This is a genomic window from Enterobacter sp. CFEC122 (assembly GCF_052983755.1).
In genome coordinates, this window is the sequence record NZ_JBRIQR010000142.1 from 1 (window position 1) to 402 (window position 402).

Consider the following 402-nt stretch of genomic DNA (forward strand, 5'->3'; position numbering starts at 1 on the left):
CGTGGACAACGTGCGTTCACCGAATACGTGCGCCACAACCGTCCTCCGTATCCTGTCATACGCGTAAAACAACCAGCGCTGGCGTGATTTAGCGCCGACATAACCCCACTGTTCGTCCATTTCCGCGCAAACAATGACGTCACTGCCCGGTTGTATGCGTGAGGTTACCGACTGCGGTCTGAGTTTTTTAAGTGACGTAAAATCGTGTTGAGGCCAACGCCCATAATGCGTGCACTGGCGCGACATCCGACGCCATTCATGGCCATATCAATGATTTTCTGATGCGTACCGGGTTGAGAAGCGGTGTAAGTGAACTGTAGCTGCCATGTTTTACGGCAGTGAGAGCAGAGATAGCGCTGATGTCCGGCAGTACTTTTACCGTTACGCACCACGCCTTCAGTA

Annotated in this window: 1 pseudogene; it reads right to left on the bottom strand. The window is 52.7% G+C overall.

Features of this window, described 5'->3' with window-relative positions:
* A pseudogene (locus ACVCAM_RS26520) lies at positions 1 to 402 on the bottom strand (IS1 family transposase); the annotation flags it as partial.